The sequence below is a fragment of the Methanomassiliicoccales archaeon genome (assembly GCA_014361295.1).
Classification (GTDB): domain Archaea; phylum Thermoplasmatota; class Thermoplasmata; order Methanomassiliicoccales; family JACIVX01; genus JACIVX01.
Map to the genome: position 1 here is coordinate 954,619 of JACIVX010000001.1, position 16,624 is coordinate 971,242.

14 protein-coding genes and 1 tRNA gene are annotated in these 16,624 nt (G+C 45.8%); 5 read left to right on the forward strand and 10 right to left on the reverse strand.

Annotation, left to right across the window (positions count from 1 at the left end; translation table 11 throughout):
• Positions 1-31 precede the first annotated feature (31 nt).
• The 3 genes from H5T41_04790 to H5T41_04800 all read right to left on the reverse strand — a co-directional run bounded on the left by H5T41_04790 (position 32) and on the right by H5T41_04800 (position 5,644).
• Positions 32-2,962 (reverse strand): PKD domain-containing protein, encoded by a 2,931-nt coding sequence (locus H5T41_04790; protein MBC7108088.1) that lies wholly within the window; start codon positions 2,960-2,962, stop codon positions 32-34.
• A 235-nt stretch (positions 2,963-3,197) separates the two neighbouring features.
• Positions 3,198-4,355 carry a formate--phosphoribosylaminoimidazolecarboxamide ligase family protein gene (locus H5T41_04795; GenBank protein ID MBC7108089.1) on the reverse strand — a complete coding sequence of 386 codons (1,158 nt, stop codon included), beginning with the start codon at positions 4,353-4,355 and terminating at the stop codon, positions 3,198-3,200.
• A 65-nt stretch (positions 4,356-4,420) separates the two neighbouring features.
• Positions 4,421-5,644: a magnesium transporter gene (locus tag H5T41_04800; GenBank protein MBC7108090.1), complete on the reverse strand. Its 1,224-nt coding sequence runs from the start codon at positions 5,642-5,644 to the stop codon at positions 4,421-4,423.
• A 426-nt stretch (positions 5,645-6,070) separates the two neighbouring features.
• On the opposite strand from H5T41_04800, the gene H5T41_04805 reads away from it, so the two are divergent.
• Both H5T41_04805 and H5T41_04810 read left to right on the forward strand, forming a co-directional pair.
• The gene (locus tag H5T41_04805) at positions 6,071-6,646 is read left to right on the forward strand and encodes a potassium transporter TrkA (protein ID MBC7108091.1); all 576 of its coding nucleotides are present in this window, start codon (positions 6,071-6,073) and stop codon (positions 6,644-6,646) included.
• A gap of 19 nt (positions 6,647-6,665) precedes the next feature.
• Positions 6,666-7,217, forward strand: coding sequence for a PhoU family transcriptional regulator (locus H5T41_04810; protein MBC7108092.1), 552 nt, complete (start codon positions 6,666-6,668; stop codon positions 7,215-7,217).
• An 88-nt stretch (positions 7,218-7,305) separates the two neighbouring features.
• On the opposite strand, the gene H5T41_04815 is transcribed toward H5T41_04810, so the two are convergent.
• Positions 7,306-7,378: transfer RNA gene (locus H5T41_04815), tRNA-Gln, on the reverse strand.
• Between the two features lie 157 nt (positions 7,379-7,535).
• Positions 7,536-8,165 carry an adenylate kinase gene (locus H5T41_04820; protein MBC7108093.1) on the reverse strand — a complete coding sequence of 210 codons (630 nt, stop codon included), beginning with the start codon at positions 8,163-8,165 and terminating at the stop codon, positions 7,536-7,538.
• Positions 8,166-8,330: 165 nt separating this feature from the next.
• Between H5T41_04820 and H5T41_04825 the strand changes: the two genes are divergently transcribed.
• Positions 8,331-9,761 carry an FAD-binding protein gene (locus H5T41_04825; GenBank protein ID MBC7108094.1) on the forward strand — a complete coding sequence of 477 codons (1,431 nt, stop codon included), beginning with the start codon at positions 8,331-8,333 and terminating at the stop codon, positions 9,759-9,761.
• 67 nt (positions 9,762-9,828) lie between these two features.
• Here H5T41_04825 and H5T41_04830 read toward each other — a convergent pair whose 3' ends face one another.
• Entirely contained in the window at positions 9,829-10,485 is a 657-nt protein-coding gene (locus tag H5T41_04830) for a site-2 protease family protein (protein ID MBC7108095.1), read from the reverse strand.
• 170 nt (positions 10,486-10,655) lie between these two features.
• Between H5T41_04830 and H5T41_04835 the strand changes: the two genes are divergently transcribed.
• Positions 10,656-12,596 carry a phosphoadenosine phosphosulfate reductase family protein gene (locus H5T41_04835; GenBank protein ID MBC7108096.1) on the forward strand — a complete coding sequence of 647 codons (1,941 nt, stop codon included), beginning with the start codon at positions 10,656-10,658 and terminating at the stop codon, positions 12,594-12,596.
• Positions 12,597-12,722: 126 nt separating this feature from the next.
• Entirely contained in the window at positions 12,723-13,418 is a 696-nt protein-coding gene (locus H5T41_04840) for a hypothetical protein (GenBank protein ID MBC7108097.1), read from the forward strand.
• Between the two features lie 678 nt (positions 13,419-14,096).
• Here H5T41_04840 and H5T41_04845 read toward each other — a convergent pair.
• Genes H5T41_04845 through H5T41_04860 form a run of 4 tightly spaced genes read right to left on the reverse strand, consistent with a single transcriptional unit; the run spans position 14,097 to position 16,522 of the window.
• Complete coding sequence (locus tag H5T41_04845) at positions 14,097-14,555, reverse strand: DUF1922 domain-containing protein (GenBank protein ID MBC7108098.1); 459 nt, start codon at positions 14,553-14,555, stop codon at positions 14,097-14,099.
• Positions 14,555-15,025, reverse strand: coding sequence for a pyruvoyl-dependent arginine decarboxylase (locus tag H5T41_04850; GenBank protein MBC7108099.1), 471 nt, complete (start codon positions 15,023-15,025; stop codon positions 14,555-14,557). The genes H5T41_04845 and H5T41_04850 overlap by 1 nt, the downstream gene beginning before the upstream one ends.
• Positions 15,026-15,062: 37 nt before the next feature.
• Positions 15,063-15,971, reverse strand: a complete 909-nt coding sequence (locus tag H5T41_04855) for a DUF835 domain-containing protein (protein MBC7108100.1) — start codon at positions 15,969-15,971, stop codon at positions 15,063-15,065.
• Between the two features lie 38 nt (positions 15,972-16,009).
• Positions 16,010-16,522 carry a GTP-binding protein gene (locus H5T41_04860; GenBank protein MBC7108101.1) on the reverse strand — a complete coding sequence of 171 codons (513 nt, stop codon included), beginning with the start codon at positions 16,520-16,522 and terminating at the stop codon, positions 16,010-16,012.
• Positions 16,523-16,624: the final 102 nt, after the last annotated feature.

The following is a 16,624-nucleotide window of genomic DNA, read 5'->3' on the forward strand; positions in this document are numbered from 1 at the left end:
TTAGATGGAAAGGATTTGAGAGTGGTCGAACTCACTTCTTCTCTTTACCGCCCTTTTCTGGCTTCGTTTCTCCTTTTGTCTTGCCGCCGACCTTCGGCAAGCGCTTCCTCATGTAGACGAGAATGATCACGACGATGATGACGGCAAAAATCCCACCGTAAATCGCTGCAGCCTTCCAGCCCGCTTCCTTCACCGTCAGAGAAGTTGTGTAGCTGTTATCGTTCTTACTGATTTCTCCACTCGCGGTCACTTCAACATAGATCGTGTAATTCCCTTTGGTATCAGCCCTCCACTGGAATGTGATGATCCCGTAATGACCAGGCAGAAGCTGTCCACCTACAGTGCCGTTCAGGATGCTCGATGTTCCGAGAGGCTGCTTTTGGCCCGTGAGCGTCATCTTGTAGAATGTCGCCACAATGTTCGTCGCATTTGCATTTCCCACATTAGTCACATTGAGCTTCATCGTACCAATTTCGCCCTCTGTGAAGATCGCTGGGTCGAAGACCAAGGAAGTGACTCTGAGATCGGGCCTCGGAGACGATGTGATCACAATTTGCTTCGTGAGATTTGCTGAGTTTCCTGATTTGTCAGTCACTGTCAACTTGATTGTGAAAGTCTTTATCGCCGCGAAGCTATGCGTTACATTGACGCCTGTCGCATTGGTCCCATCACTGAAATCCCATCTGAAGGTGAGATTCTGTAGGCTGTCGACATTGTCGGTTGTGGCACTCGCATCGAAATAAAGAGTCGTGTTTTCCATCGCCGTCGTGACCGACGCGAACTTTTCGTCCTTGATGACAAAAGAGACGATCGGGCCCGTTGTGTCCTTCACGACGACCATTATCTGCGCGACAGAGTAGTGACCGACAACATCCGTCACGTTTAGCTTTACAACATAGTTTCCTGCCCTAGGATATGCATGAGAAACATTCTGATTCTCGCCCCTCATGATCGTGGTTTGATTGCCATCGCCGAAGTCCCATTTCCAAGAATAGATTAAACCCTTCTGCGCATCGGATGATGAGTTCGTATAGTCGTAAGATGAAGCACCGTTGAAGACCAGTGCTTCCGACTGGTTAGCGTAGATCTTGTTGTTCTGTATCTGCTTGTTGAGTACCTGGATCACTGGGGTAGGATTAACAGAGTCGATTCTAACGGAGAATGACGCGGAATCTTTCAAGCCAGCAACATCAACAACTGTAAGTGAAACCGTCAATTCGTAAATTGCCAGAGTGTAATTGTGCTTCGTTGTAACGGTCGTCACTTCCGCTACGTTCCCGTCACCGAAGTCCCATACGTATTTCAGTGGGTTCCCATTCGGATCGTACGAACCAGCTGCACTGAACGACACCTCAGTATCGAATGCGACAATATAGTAGAGAAGCGTTGAGTTTGCGTCTCTGACATCGTAAACATTGGTGCCAGTGACAAGGCTTGCAACGGCTTTTGGCGCAACGGATTTCTGGAATGTCATCGTCACAGAGGCAAGCGATGTTGACGCGTAGAGCTGTGGCTGGATGGTCAAATCGAGGTAACCATAGACCTTGACATAGGAGCTGCTCGTTGTGTTCGCCGTCAACTCATAACCGTCTGGAAGGGAGATATGATACACATAATCGAGTGTTTGAGTGTCGTAACTTGCATAAAGTTGACCAGTATATGATTGAGTCCCCAAAGAAATCGCCGATACGGAATCATAGCGCGTTTTCAGCAAAGCCGAGTACTGCTGCGTCGAATTTGTAGGTCCGAGGAGGCCGAAATACTCGAGTGAAGAGAATCCCTCGATTTGAGAGACGAACTTCGTCCCATTGACTTTCATCAGCCACTCGCTTGTTACATTCTGTGGACCGAATGAAGTGATCTTCTGCAAGAATGCTTGAAGCTCTGTGGTGTTTATTTCGCCATCACCATCTCCTAGCGCAAAATCAATCTGCATGCGGAGGCTCTTCAGATAACTATACGGCAGACTTGGAATCGTTGCATCGAAGTCCATTGTTAAATTAGTAGTCAAGTTGAAGTGATTCCAATCATTCTCGTAAAATTCCAACGAAAGGCTTGTCGTCTGGACAGACTGTGATGTGAGGTTGACCATCATCGTTTTTGTCGCCGACAAGACGACCTTCGTCATATTCGCCTTCGCGTTCGCCGCATCGACAATCAGATAAAATTCTCCGGTGTAGGCATCGAACTCAAAATAGTTCGTTCCGAGGGTCTTGGGCCTTACAATTCTTTTTTCAATGTCCAGCGATGTCGATGTTGAGATAAGGCAGGCGGTCAGACCTTGTGTAACGGGCATACCGTTGAGGTACGCGTATCCTCTAAAGATAGTAGAAGTATCCATGTAAATCGTCATCGTCTCATTTCCCGTGATCTCAACGAGCGTCACATTCGTCGCATATCCGGAGCAGGAGACGATGAGCTTGTAGGTCGAAGGATATACTGGCACGACGAACGAACCATCTGCTGATGTCGAGTTGTATATCTCCTGCATATTATTCTCGATATCAAGCACTTTGAGTCTGACGCCATTGACGGCGATTGCTGTTCCGTTTTTGAAAACGCTGACTGTCAGGGTATAGTCCTTTGACGGCAATTCTTCAAGGGCGACTAAATTCAGAGCAAGCGGAGACATGCCATCAAATCTAATGATCTGGGGATATACATAATCGAAATACCCTGATTTGACTATTGTGAGTTCATAATATCCTGGCAAAGGATTAAAAGTGACAAGACCGCTTGAGTCGCTCACATTGGTATATTTCTTAAGCGTGTGAACCTCCCTCAGGGTCGCTTGAACTCCAACGACAGGTTTTCCATCTCCGTCAACTACGTTGAACGATATCTGATTCGATGTGCTGGTTGCAACTGCATTAGGTCCTGGCAAGAAAGCCAGAGACGAAAGCAGAATTAACAGAGCCAGCAATCCAGTTATGACCTTTGCTCCATTGTTCTTATGCACCATTTTCCCTCCTCATGGCCCAAGCACAAAAACGTGCCCCTGAGACTAGGGTATTGGTGCGGAATGGATTAGCCCTTTATAAAGGTTATTGTAATGATAATAACAGCTGGCATTTCGAGATAAACTCATTCAGACCATTTTGTCAGGCCATCGTTTCAAAAGGATTCTCAATTCACTCGATTCCCGCGTTCACCATCACTGCTGCTGACATTTTTAAATCGTTTTCTCTCTGGTGATTTCACGTAATAAGTTCTTTGAGCTTGCCCTCCTCGATTGCTCTTCTGACCTCCATGGCAAGTCTTCGCCCTGTGCTCATGTTCTTTCTCCATAACGTGTTTCCGTAAGGATGACCGACGGACATGTGTATATTCGTGCCTCCTCCAATTCGCGGTGCAACATCATAAATGAAGAATTTAAGATCCTTATCAACACAAGTCTGCAAACAAAAAGGCCCTATTATTCCAGGCGGAAAATACTCCTGCGTTGCTTTGACATATTTTTCAGCGAGTTTGAAGGCATCTTCGAGCAAAGATTCTCTCAGGGTCGCAGAGTTGTGTCCACAAACGGTGTACTCTGGGAGGATCTGTTCCTTGTCCAGCGAAAGTTGCTGTGCAGCTGGTAACCTCACATAGCCGTCGAGCGAGCTTTCAAAGCGCCAGTCAATACCAAGAAGTTCGATTTTTTCACCTGCCGTTTCGATGGGAGAGTAAAAGAAATCAAGATTGAAGACTGGACCGATGATGTATTCTTCCATCCTCGCTCGCGAAAGATCGTTCGCATCGATCACCCCTTGCTCAATCAGCTGTTCTGCCTTCTTCTTATACTCACTTGGAGAGGATGCGGTGAAAAAACCCCTCTCTAGTTTTTTCTTTGCATGATGCAATTTAACAATCGTAAGCGAATTGATGTCATTTGGATCGTCAATCCTTCTCGGAAACGGCAAACCAGCTTTTTCAAGAAGCCAGTAATAATCCCTCTCGCCTCCCCTTTCCTCCGTTCGCAAAAGATTTCTGCTGCCAACAATAGGGATCATGAATTCATTCTCGATCGCATCGACCCCACAATATGATGTAAACGAGCGATTCGGTACAAAAAGAACGTTCTCATTTACCAGCAATTTTTGAACTTTCGAATCGATGATGTCTTTGAATTTCTTGAGCAAAATGACTTTATCGACGATTCCACGGCGAATTGTACCGTCGGGGTTTCGAAGTGCTCTGAAATATTTTGAATATGTCTGTTCTCTTCCCTCCTGGCAAACAACAACTGTTTCAAATCCCTCCTCCACCGCACCGTCACAAACATCAAGGGCTGAATGAGATCCCAGCGTTCCAATCTTGATTTTCTCAACATTGTAGGCATCAATCATGGCGAATATCGCTTCCCTGTTGATCATTAAAATCCTCCTTCGAAGAGGGAATCTTCAACAACCAATATATGTTATCCTCTTTCTCCTGAGATTCAAACAACACCAATCAGGAATAACGCTTCCATAAGGAATATCGCCCCAACAAAATCGATCGCAGAGGATGTGAGCGGAATGCTGTGGTTATCTGGATCAAGCGAGAAATGAAATGTTAGAGTCGCGATATAGTAGGAAATGACTGTGAGCACGGCGACAGTTAGAAAACCTGCTACGAGGGAGATTAGTATCATAACCCAAATTCCTGGTGAACTCAATCCCAGCAACAACGCGACAAGATGCGAAGAGATGCCAACGAGCGTGAAAACCCATAATGAGAGTATTAAAATAATCGCGAAATTCTCGATTTCGAGACCACTAGGGATTTTCCTCGGTTTGATCAAACCGACGTGAAGCATCGATGCCAGTCTGGAAGTAAGTATGCCCCCGAGTGCATTTGCATCTTCGAGAAATGGGGGGATCATAACAAGGAGGGCTGGAAATGTGACAAGCTCCTCCAACCTGTGCTCGATCGTCATGCCCGCACCGATGTCGAGGATGGCACAAAGAGAAAGTACCGGGATACTTTCGATCAAGATCCTTCTTGCCAATTCCTCTTTACTCCTGGCTGCGAAAATCAACGTAATAAAAGTTGCGATGATAAAGAGCACGGAGAACAAAGTAATGATAACTTCTGGAAAGCTGAGAACGATGATTGCTGACAAGAAAAGCATCGGTAATGTGACGATGTCTCCCGCCGCAGTGATAATGGGCGCTGAGAAGTTGTCTATATCCCACCCTTTCTTGAAGCCGATGTAGGCAACAAAAATATTAACGAAAATGAGGACAAAACCTGCGAGCACCCCGCCGAGAACGGATATGAAAATAAATGTCCAGATGGAGATACTCGGAAAGCCCATCAGATCGGTGATGAGCTTCGCAAATACACCCATCAAGAGAGATATGATCATTGTAAGGAAGATCGACGCTTCGAGATTCTGCCTGAGAACACTGCCTTTCTTGACAGTCATTTCGAATGTACCAATATGCATCGCAGTCCCGAGTCTGCTTCCGAGGGCACCAAAAATGTTCCCTCTCATACCAATAGCTGGTGGAATAAGAACCATTAAACCTGGAAGCAGGGCAAGAGTATTGGTCATGAATCCAAGTGTTGCACCAGCGAGGAGGTCTCCAATAGAAGAAATCATATTTGCGACTAAGCCGTGAGCGAAGACTTCTCTGTTCCTCGTTATGAACGCCCTTATGATGACCCTTGCCCCCATGAGGATTAATAGATACGATACGAAATTGAAAATATAATAAAATAGTTGCCATTCTGGAATTAAGATTTTCTAAAGATACAATTGTGCCCAACCCTTTAATTCATCATCTGATTTTTGTCTCTCATAATGGATAAATACTCCTGAGTTCAATATGAAAAAGGTAATCGCGGAGAATAGAGAAATGCGCGTCGCATCATCGGATCGCAGACCTGTTAAAAGGTTTGATAAGCAAAAAAATGATATCAATAAAGATCGACATGAGTTATGGCAATGTGAAGATCGGTCTTTTAAATGACTTGCCATAAAGATCGATCGCTGTTCAAATAATCAAGATTTGGAGCTCATGAGGTGAGATCTGAGGTGAAGGAACATACACCGGAAAAAATCGAAGGAGTTTCTAAGACAGTAAGAGAGTTACTTACCAGGATGAAGGATACATCTGAGGTCATCGTGGATTTGGCATATGCAGCCCTGATGTTCGACAGCAAAGAGATCGCCGAAGAAGTGAAGAAATTAGAGGCGGAAATGGATACGCTGAGATACGAAATCAGAATCAGGGCGATGCTCGCAGCAAGAACAAAGAATGATGCTATACAACTTTCTGGCCTTCTTCAAATTGCATCTGCGGCAGCTTCGATTTCTCACGCCGCAGCTGATATGGTCAAGTTGCTCGATCTCGATATCGAAAAGCGCCCTTTCTTATCATTTGTTTTGCGTGATGCAGAGGAGAAGATCAGATTGATCAATCTTTCCGAGCGATCGGATATGGTAAACAGGACGATTGACGAACTTGGCATCGAATGTAGAACTGGAATGAGGATCATTGCAATCAAAAGAGGTAAGAGATGGATTTACGACCCTGAAGATCACGTTCGATTGAAAGCTGGCGATGTTCTCATCGTCAGAGGGACGGAGGATGGTTACGAGATTCTCAACAAATATGCCACTGGCGAAAGAAAATGGCCAGAGGATTCCGACGAAGAATATCGCGAGGGGGAATGATATGCAGGACCTGGAAAAAATGTTCCTCGAAATAAAAGATACCTCAGAGCTAATGATCGACCTCGCGTATTCCTCTTTAATTTACAACAACAAAGACATTGCAGAGGAAGTTTTCATCATGGAAGAAATGATCGATGAATTGACGAGCCAGCTACAGGAAGAAGCGATCAAACGAGCGATCGAAGACAAGAACGTTCACAAGGCGCTTGCTGTGATCAGATTGGCTACGTCAATTGAAGAAATTTCTGATGCCGCAATGCAGATCGCCGATGTTGTGCTTCGAGACGTTCAACCACATCCAGTCATTCAGCTCAGCTTGAGGGAATCTGATGTGATTATCACAACGGCTAGGGTCAGCGAAAATTCGGAACTGGCGAATAAATCGCTTGGCGATATAAAACTTCCATCAAGATGTGGCATGTGGCTCGTCGCCATCAAAAGGGGTAAAAAGTACATTTACGGGCCAGACAAGCGTACCGTTGTCCAGCCTCAGGACATTCTCATAGCGAGAGGACCTCCGGACGGTGAGGAATATTTCAAGTGTCTGGCTGCTGGAACGAACGAAGATTGAAGACAAATCGGAAATACACCGTCATTCTGGAACAAAGATCATAGCAATAGATGAAAATTGCTTTCTGGCGTTATTAAAGGATACAAGGTAGCCCCGGGCAGATTCGAACTGCCGTCGCAGGATCCAGAGTCCCGCATGATTGACCGCTACACCACGGGGCTATGCATCCTCTCGAAAAGTTTGCTTGAATTTAATTTTTTTGTAGTTTCTCTGGCGATGATTTATAATTAGCATGTCATGATGGGCAAATACACTTATATATACTTTAAGGAAAATATATACTTTAAGGGAAAAATGCCAAATCGCAACCAATTGCCTTCAGATCACGTCTTTTAATTCCTCTCGTATTCTCTCGAACACCTCATCGATTGTTCCATCACCATTAATCTCGATGAGCACTCCTTTGTTTCGATAGTACTCAATCAGCGGCAATGTAGCTTCTTTGTAGATACTCAATCGCTGCCTAACAACACTCTCTGTATCATCAGAGCGCTGATAAAGTTCACCTCCGCATTTATCGCACTTTCCCGGGATAGCTGGTGGATTCGTTTCAAGATTGTAAACCGCGCCACATCGCTTGCATGTTCTTCGTTTCGTAAGACGTTCCAGTATCTTGTTTTCATCCACATCGAGATTGATCGCAGCCTTTACAATAACGATCTCATCGAGCATTCTTGCCTGAACCAAATTCCTCGGATATCCATCAAACAGCAAAACACCATTCATGCTGGAGAGTTTCTCACGAATCAATTCGGTGACGAGCTCATCAGGGACAAGCTCTCCCCTATCAACATAGTTCTTTGCTTTCAAGCCAATGGGTGTACCCTGCCGTATCGCCTCTCGAAGCATATCACCAGTTGAAATATGGATGAGCTTCAACTCCTTGGCGAGTTTTGCAGCTTGCGTCCCTTTTCCCGATCCAGGAGGACCGAGTAAAACCAGTGCGATCGTCACAGCCCGCCGAATGCTATATTTGTTTATACAACTTTTCCTGATCATTCTGAATAACTCAAAAGATTTCCGTTCATCGATTGGTTTTTGAGATTGAGAGTTGATATTGAGAGAACACAAGTATTTTTAGGATGAGCCATTATTCCCAATTTCGGTGACATCTTGGAAGAAAGGTTGCTGGCGCAGATAAGATCAATCGTTGGTGAGAAGAACTTTTCTACAAGAATTGCTGACCTCTACACTTATGGCTTCGACGCATCGATACATCACAGAACGCCCGATGTTGTTGTTCAGCCGAGAACGACTGAACAAGTATCCCAGATTCTTAAACTTGCGAACGAGAACCGTATCCCAGTTCTCGCAAGGGGTGGTGGAACGGGACTATGCGGGAGTGCGGTTCCGATCAAGGGCGGCATCGTCATGGACATGACGAAGATGAATCAGATCAAGGAAATACGCGTCGAAGACCTTTACTGTGTCGTAGGACCAGGCGTTGTTTACGATAAATTGAATGAGGCGCTTGCACCTTACAGTTTTTTCTTTCCGCCAACTCCAGGGAGCGGTGAAGCATGCACGATTGGAGGAATGGTTGCGACGAACGCCTCTGGTATGCGGGCGATTAAATACGGAGCAACGAGAGATTACGTCCTTGGACTCGAGGTCGTGCTTGCAAATGGCGAGGTTATCAGAACCGGGACGAGGACGATTAAGAATTCATCAGGGTATCAATTAGAAAGATTGTTCGTTGGCAGTGAAGGAACATTGGGCATTATCACAGAGGTGACATTGAGAATAGCGCCAAAACCGAAAAAGTCCGCGATGGCGGTCGCTGCGTTCGATTCTTTGGAAAAAGCCGGGAGATGTGTTTCTGCAATCATCGCTAAACCGCTGATCCCATCGGCTATCGAATTGATGGATCGCATTTGCATCAAAGCGGTAAATAAGACGATGCACGTCGGATTTCCGGATTGCGAGGCGCTTTGTCTTATCGAAGTTGATGGTGATCCAAAGGTCGTCGAAGATGAAGTGAAAGAAGTTCACACGATTTGCAAGGAAATCGGTGCGATCGGCGTCGAATTCTCAACCGATCCAAAGCAAATGGCGAAATGGACCGCTGGAAGAAAAGCCGTTCTTCCAGCACTCAGCAGGTATGGAGACGAATACGTTTCCATTTCCCTCGCGGATGATATGTCCGTACCGATTTCCAAAATACCAGAGACTGTCGTAGCATTCCAGAAAATCGCTGAACGCAACAATGTGATTGTCGGCACTTACGGTCATGCAGCCGACGGAAATCTTCACACGAAGATGTTGCTGAATCCGCTTTCAGAGGAATCCTGGAAGAATGGGGAGAAGGCGGTTGCGGAGATTTTTGACGCTGTCATCGCTGTTGGTGGAACGGTTACAGGAGAGCACGGTGTCGGCATTTCGAAGGCGCCGTATATGCAAAAAGAGCGGGAAAGCGTTCTTGGTGTAATGAAGGCGATCAAGCGGACTCTTGATCCGAACAACATCTTGAACCCAGGAAAACTGATGGAATGGGAAGGATCGATCATCAGATACCTTCGCTATCCGTGCAGAGATTTTGCTTGACCCTCCGATCCTTTCCACAATTACTTTACAAGTAGTAATTCTGGAACTTCGCTAAGAGACCATCATATCACACCGCAATAATTTCTAGACCTATCAGGAGAAGCGCGATCGTGATTGCAAAGACAACGACAAAGATCGGAACGTTCCACCTGATTACTTTTGAGCCATCAAGTGGCGGAACGGGAATCAGATTAAAGGCGGCGAGCAGTAAATTGATTGTGCCAATCCAGCGTAAGATGAATGCAAAGATCGACGACTGCGGCATGATAAACCAGAATGCGAGAAATATTGCTCCTAAAGCAAGATTCATCAATGGACCTGATATGCTGATGATTCCGTTCTGTCTTCGGGTGATGTTACCCTGGATGTAAACCGCACCCGGCGCGGCGAATACGAAGCCAAGGAACGCGAATGCTAGCGCAAGGATCAAACCAAATGGATAAACCCTGAATTCAGCCCAAGCTCCATTTCTCTGGGCGACGAATTTGTGAGCGAGTTCATGCAGGAGAAATCCGGTCAAAACAATTAGGAATGAAATCCCGATCGAATAACCGAATGCATCCAAATAAGACAGGCTGAGCTGCGCTGCTGTCGAACTGGTCAGTACGACAGCAAAAGCGAAGGTCAGAACCACCACCGCTAGTAAAATATGAAGCATTTCCAGTCTTCCAAATTTGATCCGACGGTACGCGCGTGGCAGATAAACTGCGTAATCTTCGATCATGCGAGACCGCCTTCACCTACTGAAAAACAATTTAATATACCTTGGGTTTCGATTACACGGAAGATGACAGCTGACTATGGCGGTAAGACTTCGAATGATGGCCGTAATGGATGAGACGCGGTTTTTGCGATGAATAACCAGCGAACAGCTCAGGACATTGATTCAACACGATGGAGGCGAGTTCGAGTTTGAAAAAAAAGGCGATAAAAGACTCGGAAAAGGTAACTTCGTTCAGGCATGGTAAGGTTGTTTTCAGGTGGTGCGACGATTGTGCAACGCTTGTGCTAGGCGATGAATGTGCAATTTGTGGAAGCGTAGGAAGACCATTTAGCGTCACCGCGCCAGGAGATCTCAGACCGTGTCTCCAAGCAGATACTGAGCTTCTCAGGAAAATTTTTTGCACCTATTTTGGAGTCTCGGATTTTCTTGATGGTGTTCAGATATTTCTGAACAAGATACCAGGAGAAGACAGGGCGGACGAGATCGTTGTCGATGGTCGAGTCATCGGTGTTCTGTTATTCGACATCATTTCCGACGATTTCAGGCTCGAGTTGCGAATTGATGGCGCACGTGCTCTGGCGGATATTGCGAAAAGAGGAGTTGTTGAAATTGAAATGCCGAGGGGTCATCTCAAAGGAAAGAATATTCCAGGTACATTGATAAAACGTGCTACAGATACTTTCAATGTCAACGACCCCCTTATCGTCCTTGCTGGTGATTTCGTATGTAGTGGCATAGCAAGAGTGCCGAGCGATCAAGCGAAGAATTCCGAAAGGGCGATTGGTATCAGAGATGTAGGGAGAGGACGCTTAAGAATCGCTGGTAAAAAGAGATGTTGGTCAAGATTCGTGGAGGCGAATATCACTCACTTCAGATCTCTTGAGGCCAAGGCAGTGAGCGATGTGAAATCATATCTCAACAGCAGAAAGGATCTGCCAGTGACACTTTCTTTCAGCGGCGGCAAGGACTCCCTTGCTTGTTTCGGCATTTTAGAAAAAGCTTCGAAAAAATTCTCAATGATTTTTGTTAACACAGGTCTTGAATTCCCTGAGACGACTGAATATGTCCATCGCTTCGCAGGAAAGCGCGGATTTGAATTACTCATAGCTGATGCAAATGACGGATTCTGGAACAACGTCGACTTTTTTGGTCCGCCCGCCAAGGATTTTAGGTGGTGCTGTAAGGTCTGTAAGCTCGGGCCCCTTACCGCTCTTATCGAAGATCGTTTTCCAAAAGGCACGATTACGATCGAAGGAAACAGGACATTCGAATCATTTGCCAGGGCACGCATTGCATTCGTTGAAAACAATCCATTTGTTCCCAATCAGATTATCCTAAATCCCATCAGAGAATGGAGATCGGTCGAAGTCTGGGGATATATCTGGTGGAAAAACCTCGAATACAATCCACTATATGAGGAGGAATACGAGAGGATCGGGTGTTACCTGTGTCCAGCATGCCTTGCAAGTGAGTGGAAGAGAACAAAAATCCTTCATCCGAAACTGAGTAGCAACTGGGAGAAATACCTATACGCCTGGGCAAACAAAATGAATATGCCTGAGGAATTCGTCAAATATGGATTCTGGAGATGGAAAGTTCTTCCGAAGAAGATGAGAAGGCTTGCGGCAGACATCAAAATAAGCATTCCAACGGTCAGAACAGACGGCATCCAGATGAAAATGGTCAAGGGGGCAACTCCATGCGTTGCAGGAGGATATTCGCTAGAAGGCGTTGTATCAATTCCCAGGAAGAGAAGTTTCACAAAGATCGTAGAGATGATGAAGACGATCGGTCCCGTTAGATATTCAGAGGAGTACGAAATTGCAATGGTGAAGACAAAGGACGGAACGATAAAGGTGTTTGGTGGCGGCCAAATTGTTGTAACTAGCTCAACGCCTGATACGGCAGAGAAATTGTTCGAAATGGCTGTTAGGGCCCTTCTCCGGTCGCAACTCTGCACAGAATGCGGAATCTGCGTTAAGAACTGTCAAAGAAAGGCGATCAAGTTCGATGATGGCCCAGTGATACTCGAAGAGAGATGCAGCCACTGCGGTAAATGCGCCGATGCATGCGTCATTGCGCACTATTATGACAAGCTTGTTTCTCGATGAGAAATCATTTTATTTATTAGTTATCGAGTATATGAGTAACGGTTATCGGACGATTCGATTTAACTCCAGAAATTATTTTTGAAAGCCCTATTTTTAAATAGTTATAACAAATCCCTCCAAGCGATCATGAACACAAACTTGCTGATCGCAGGTGCAATCGGATTTGTTTCGTCGATGGCGCTGATGTTCTGGACTTTGAGGGATTATACTTATCCAAAAGTTGAAAAACCTTTCTTTGACGATAGAAAAGTTTTCGGTTTATTCGCTATTGGACTCGTTCTTGGCATCGTGATCTTCAGCGCTCAAACCTATTTCGACCTTGCGGTCGTGGTCGTTGCGCTTTCCTTCGCCCTTGTTGAAGAACTCATCAAATTGATAATTCTCAACATTCCCAAATTTCAGAAGAGACCCGATACAGGTTTCTATGGACTTGCGCTCGGTCTCGGCATAGGGAGCACGGTGGCGTTCGGCGCAGTTTATCTCACTTTGTCTTTTATTGATGAGATCAACATATGGGCCGCGGGCACGACGCTGATTCTCGCCTTGCAAATCGTCTTCCTTCACGGTTCAACAGGTGCGACGATTGGCATCGGCGTTGCGAGGGGCACGCCGTGGGGGCTGTTTGCGCAGGCCGCGCTCATCCATCTTGCATACAATCTCTTGATGATCCCCTTTTACACTTCGGAATTCACCTATGGTGCCTTCCTCTTCATCGTCGCATTTGTCTTCCTTGTCATCTATTACCTTTACGTTCACTACCGCCTCATACCAGCTTTCATCTCCGAAGTGATTTCAAAGTTCGAATCGAAATCGAAACATTGATTCGTACTGATCCTCAAGTAATAAAATCGAACTAATTCAAAGATGCAAAATCGTTGTATGTAATCATTGAATTCAACAGATGCCTCTCAAAGGAGAGGCAACGAGAAAAGCACGCCAACGATTCTCATATCAAGCTATAATTAGACACCTGGTAGACCAAATTCTCCCCAAGCTTCTCTCGCAACAGAACGGAAGCTGCAAACGAGTACCGAAGCGCTTCGCTCAAACATCGTGAATTGAAAAGGCCAGGGTATACTATTCTCCACTTTAATGCGTGCCGCTGGTATGCTATCGCGGTTACAATCAAGCGCTTCTTACGATGAGGAGGAAGGTCGTTGTGTATACATACCCGGATTGTCTCATCTCCCATTTTTGAAAAGAAAGGAATTAAGTCGATGTCGCCCTCGATATAACTGATAGAATTTCTCGAAAGGAAACCTTATCGATTCCCAGATTAGACAGGCGATGAGTTTGGAGATCGCCCTGAGAGTTTTTGTTCTTTTCGATACTATTACAGTCCCAAAAAGCTATTCCGTTAATGACAGACCCGAAGATTAGGAAAAATATCAATTAATTATTATCGCAAATCGAATAACATCGTGTCCCACGAAAATTCCTATGAGTGCCAATGCGATTCCCTGCTGTGGCACCTTGGTGAAATTCTGCTCACCAACAATATCATACGGGCCGATATCTACCAGGCCGGGGTTCAAAAATGATTCCTGCTGATAACAATTTTTCAAGTAAAGTCATCGCTTCTTCTTCATCACCGATGACCCGGCACAAGTCCTCTAGTGAGAATTCGCCAGTCCTCGCGGACAACTCCTTCACAAGGATCCTAGCCTGATCTTCGTCATCTCTTGCTTTCGAGGGCTTGTAAATTGAGTTGAGATGCGACTCGTCGCTCTTTTTCTTTTTTCGTGATATAAAATCTGTAGAATCCTCGAGACCGCCTGATGTCTGTTCGCTGAGCTTTCGAACCGCCTCTGCGAGTTCGGCTTCAGAATCAGTCTCAAAATAGATTTTTGCCCTTTTGAGATCGATATGCTTTCCGCAGGCTGGGCACATCGCTTTTTTTGCGGAAAGATTGACCCCACGAGGCCGGTTGCAGTTTGGACAGATAACGACGCCGAACATCAGTACTCTACAAATACAAGAGCGGCAATGCACGCACCGTAGTGATCCATTGGAACAGACAACTCCTCGATCTTATAACGGATTGACTTAAATTCAACGCCCCTCAACTTGGCCATCTCGTGCATTTTCCATTCGAGTACTTCCCTCAGCGCTTTCTTTGTGCCGTGCATATGTCCTTCTGCCACATACCCGCCTTTCCCATCCTTTCGAAAGCCGTAGGCAATGCCAGCTGAGATCATTTCTCCCTCGCCTCCTCTCATCTGTGCGAGGACACAGTGAGTGATCGCTCCCATTGGCAGCGCCCTCTGCGGGACTTGCTTTGCCCCGACCGGGAGGATAGAGGAGACAGACACAAGATTCTGCTCTCCGATTTTCGCTTTCAAAAGGGCTTCATCGAATGCATTAAGATCAGATACCTTGCTGACCGCACAACCTGATGTTACAAAGAACTTCTTTGGAATGATTTGCATTAAGCGTCGTATTAATAACAACAGAATTTAAGGATTTCTATTGCCCGCTGCGACATTCTTCAGGGTTTAGGAGCCAGAGCTCCCTTTCCAGCAATTTAAGATCGCGAGGCGTCAAGGTTTGAGGGCTAACGGGAAGAAGGAGAATAGAATTAGTGACGGCGACGTTCTCGTTGAGCAATTGAACAAACTTGAGGACTTTGACGAAGTTGCTCTGGCTGATCATATATTCAAGACCGGAAATCAATACGATTCCGCACCTGGCTGAGTCAAAGAAATTCTTGATTTCGCTGTAAATGAGCGGGATATTCGTCGGCTCCCGTGCGTACTTGATATCCCTTTCATACGAGAGCCAGAGTATCGTTGAATTTCTGAGATCATAGCGACTTCGTAGCTTCTCTGGATACTCTCTCACCACACACATACCCGGCTTTCCATGAGCGATCTGATCGACGTAGATCTCGAATGCAATTGATGGATCCTCTGATTCGATTAGATATGAATAACCCTCTTCGAGAGTATACTCAGGGAGTTCTCCAGTGATTCTCATTTCTTGCGGTGTGATCACCTCTTCGACTGGTGTAAGAACATGGACACAGCACGGACTTCCAGTTGAGATGCACGCTCTCTCCTTCGCTTGATAACGAGTCTTCAAAAGGGCACTGACAATCCCGGCAAGATAACCGCGCGTGAAATCGCATTTTCGACCGTGCGATGCCTCGATCGACTCTTCGAACGTGATCACGATCTCGCTTTCGGTAATCTCCTCCATGACCATTCTGCTCAATCCTGTTTCTGACCAGAGTTGCGGTAGAATCTCAGAAAAATCCTCGAAATCCTTCGCTTCAACTTCCAGCTCTCGTACAAGACCCATACCGGCCCTGAATCCAAAGCGTTCTAATGTCTCACCTGCAGCGTCCCCCTCGATGAGCTCCAGCTCCTCTCTCAAATCTAATAGCGAAGAGCCCGGCAATACATAAAAAGGCTTCAACCACCCCCCTCCATCAACGCTTTACCCAGGCGAATGAATGCTTCTTGAACACCCTCGCCAGTTTTCGCACTCGTTTTTACAAACCCCTGACCAAGCATGTCCGCGATTTGTGCAAGCGTCGCCTCAGAGACCTTACTTTCAAGATCATTTTTATTCGCAATCGGCAAAACCGGAACGGATCCAACAACTGCGACGAAATCGTCTCGCCATCCAATTAAGTTCTTTATTGTTTCTTCCCTCGTTAAATCACAAACGAGCAGTGCTCCATTTGCCCCCTTGTAATAGGCATGATGAAGCGCCTTGTGCGTTTTCTGACCGAGAATATCCCATATCATTAGGGTGAGTTCGATTTCTCCCAGATCGAGAACTTTCTTCGTCACTTTTGTACCGAAACTCGTGAGATATTCGTCGCTGAAGAAGTCGTATACAAATCTGCGGACCAGACTTGTCTTTCCTACGCCACCGTCGCCAAGCAAGCAGATTTTACGGATGAATTTCCTTTTTTCCATGACACTTGAATCGATATCCGTACCTCTCTATTTAATGATTGACCGCCAATTGAAAACTCCAGATTGAACATCGATGCAGTGCATAACACCAAAATGCGGAGA

Coding starts and splice junctions, on each gene's coding strand:
- H5T41_04840 (MBC7108097.1), top strand. CDS start 12,723: ATGAACACAAACTTGCTGATCGCAGGTGCAATCGGATTTGTTTCGTCG.
- H5T41_04860 (MBC7108101.1), bottom strand. CDS start 16,522: ATGGAAAAAAGGAAATTCATCCGTAAAATCTGCTTGCTTGGCGACGGT.
- H5T41_04790 (MBC7108088.1), bottom strand. CDS start 2,962: ATGGTGCATAAGAACAATGGAGCAAAGGTCATAACTGGATTGCTGGCT.
- H5T41_04805 (MBC7108091.1), top strand. CDS start 6,071: ATGAAGGATACATCTGAGGTCATCGTGGATTTGGCATATGCAGCCCTG.
- H5T41_04845 (MBC7108098.1), bottom strand. CDS start 14,555: ATGTTCGGCGTCGTTATCTGTCCAAACTGCAACCGGCCTCGTGGGGTC.
- H5T41_04850 (MBC7108099.1), bottom strand. CDS start 15,025: ATGCAAATCATTCCAAAGAAGTTCTTTGTAACATCAGGTTGTGCGGTC.
- H5T41_04795 (MBC7108089.1), bottom strand. CDS start 4,355: ATGATCAACAGGGAAGCGATATTCGCCATGATTGATGCCTACAATGTT.
- H5T41_04800 (MBC7108090.1), bottom strand. CDS start 5,644: ATGGGGGCAAGGGTCATCATAAGGGCGTTCATAACGAGGAACAGAGAA.
- H5T41_04835 (MBC7108096.1), top strand. CDS start 10,656: ATGGAGGCGAGTTCGAGTTTGAAAAAAAAGGCGATAAAAGACTCGGAA.
- H5T41_04810 (MBC7108092.1), top strand. CDS start 6,666: ATGTTCCTCGAAATAAAAGATACCTCAGAGCTAATGATCGACCTCGCG.
- H5T41_04830 (MBC7108095.1), bottom strand. CDS start 10,485: ATGATCGAAGATTACGCAGTTTATCTGCCACGCGCGTACCGTCGGATC.